Here is a 2,318-nt window from a genome sequence, read left to right on the forward strand (position 1 = left end):
AATCGCTATTTTGTGCGCTACGAGCCATATACAAAACCGTTACCCAACATTTGAGAAAAACGAGATACATACCGATTTTAATACTTATTCTGAGCATTTGTTCTTGCATAAGCAAAAAAAACATCTCGGAACTTAAACAAGAAAGCGAATTTGAAAAATCATTTAGTTATATATCAAAAGATACTGTTTTTTCAAAAAAACTTAAGAGTTATTTCCCTGATTTAAAAAGTTGCTTAAAACTAAATTTTTCTAGTAGTAACAATGTTAAGCCAATAACTCTGAATGAATTTCCAATCGGAATGCTGAACAAAACTAAATTGTTGAGTAAAATAGAAGGTTATAGTACTTTAGACCAAACTGAACAAATTAAAACTTACGAATCTCTTTATCTATTTCCCGCATATCAAAATAATGAAAAGGAAATCCAAGTAAATAATCCAGATTGTGAGATACGATTGACTTTTGCAAAAAAAGTGAATAACTTTCTACCAATTAAATATACTATTGTCGACAAAAATGTTGACTCAAAAATAAATTACAAACCGAGAATCGGACTTTATATTTTGGAATTTAATGAAGATAATATAATAATTGACAGCGGATATTTATTAATGTCTGAATAAAAAACGTTGGGTAACATCTAGTATAGCAAATAGCTATTAGGGGCTAAATCCAAAGTTTTGGTATATTTAGAAAAATAAAAGATAAACTGAAAATAAAGCTAGTATTTGCACGCTACTTGCCATACTAGAGAACCGTTGTGGTGCATTTAAGAAAACTCGATATTATTGGAAATTATAGTTGAATTGATATTTAGAGGATTAATTGTAAATGTTTTAGGTGTTTACACTCGATACTATTTTTTTAGTCTAATTGGACAAAAAAAGTCAATTGAATATTTATTGGGAGAAAAAAACAGAAAAGATAGCTCTGATATAGTATCTCAACATTTTTTTAATGTGTTTATTGGATTAATAACACTTGCTATAATCTCATTTGCTATTGCCTATTTAGTTTGGGGAGATTGGAATAATTAATACTAAAAATCTGAAGTGGATAAATTGACTTTTAAAACGGAATCATATTTAATAAACGGGAAAAACAATGAACGTTTCTTTCCTTTTTTAGAGTTAGAATATAATGAATGGGTAATTTATGAAAATGATATTCCAAAATATTTTATCGGACTTCACTCAGACGTGGAATCTGATTTTGAAATAATAAATTGGTTATTAACTGAATTAAAAAACGGTAAAGATTTAAGAAATTTGATTCTGGAACTTGGAAAAAAATATAATAAAAACTGGGACATATTTCCTTCTCAACGAGGACTTGAAATTGAAAACAGTTATCAAACTGAACAACTTGAATTGGAAGTCTTTACCGACAAAACAATTGACAAAATAAAAACGACACCACAACACCGGCTATAGTTCATTGCTTCTGACTTTCCTCACGGAAAGTCCTCGCAAATTTGCTATCTTCGGTTTACGGCGGAAAATCCTCGCGGATTTTCACGCAACGAAACCATAGCCAAACCGTTACCCAACATTTAACTGAAACTCAAATGTTCTGGAAAAAAAGGAAAAATAAACTAACTGAATTTAAATGCTCTGTATGTGGACAAATCCATTCTGACTGGCCTGCTCTGACATTTAAATCACCTGCGAATTATGACTTTCTTTCTGAGCAAGAAAAATCCGAACTAGGAAAATTGGACTCTGACTTTTGCGAAATACATTATCCAGACCAAATTGACCGATTTATAAGAGTAACGCTGACTCAAAAAGTGAATGATACTTGTGAAAACTTGGACTACGGACTTTGGGTTTCGTTAAGTGAAAAAAGTTATTCGGACTATAAAGCAAACTTTGGCAATGAAAATTACGAAACTGGATATTTTGGCTGGTTATGTAGCAATATAACTGGATATGAAAGCACATTGTCTATTCCCTGTGATGTAATGACTAAAACTGGAAATAGCAGACCTGAAATTTTTCCTCATCAAGATTTTGACCACCCATTCGTTAGAGATTACTACGATGGAATTACAAAAGCGGAAGCGGAAAAAAGAATAAACGAAATGATAAAAAACGTTGGGTAACATCGGCTATAAGTAATGCGGGATGTATCGCTGAATTCAAACTTCTTGCTTTATTTTCCGCTCGCAATTTGTATCTTTAGTGAAGAAAAATAATAAACATAAAAATGGCTCGCTAAGGTCGGTGCTGAATTGAAACTTAATTGCTTTTTTGCCCCGCACTACACATAGCCAATCCGTTGTGGCTAATTTAACCAATAAACTAATTATTTATGAA

At 31.4% G+C, this 2,318-nt stretch carries 4 protein-coding genes; all 4 read left to right on the forward strand.

From position 1 onward, the window contains the following. On the forward strand, positions 1–623 hold a 623-nt coding region (locus tag G3567_RS13105), incomplete at its 5' end, for a hypothetical protein (protein ID WP_205521238.1). A 165-nt stretch (positions 624–788) separates the two neighbouring features. Beyond that, positions 789–1,037: a hypothetical protein gene (locus tag G3567_RS13110; protein ID WP_110358478.1), complete on the forward strand. Its 249-nt coding sequence runs from the start codon at positions 789–791 to the stop codon at positions 1,035–1,037. A 15-nt stretch (positions 1,038–1,052) separates the two neighbouring features. Beyond that, positions 1,053–1,433 (forward strand): hypothetical protein, encoded by a 381-nt coding sequence (locus G3567_RS13115; protein ID WP_164005773.1) that lies wholly within the window; start codon positions 1,053–1,055, stop codon positions 1,431–1,433. 134 nt (positions 1,434–1,567) lie between these two features. Beyond that, positions 1,568–2,104: a DUF2199 domain-containing protein gene (locus G3567_RS13120; protein WP_164005774.1), complete on the forward strand. Its 537-nt coding sequence runs from the start codon at positions 1,568–1,570 to the stop codon at positions 2,102–2,104. Positions 2,105–2,318: the final 214 nt, after the last annotated feature.

The organism is Psychroflexus aurantiacus, assembly GCF_010820555.1.
In the GTDB taxonomy this organism is placed as follows: Bacteria; Bacteroidota; Bacteroidia; order Flavobacteriales; family Flavobacteriaceae; genus Psychroflexus; species Psychroflexus aurantiacus.

What these genes read in the sequence shown, in the direction of transcription:
- G3567_RS13120 (WP_164005774.1), top strand. Translation starts at nt 1,568, where the DNA reads ATGTTCTGGAAAAAAAGGAAAAATAAACTAACTGAATTTAAATGCTCT.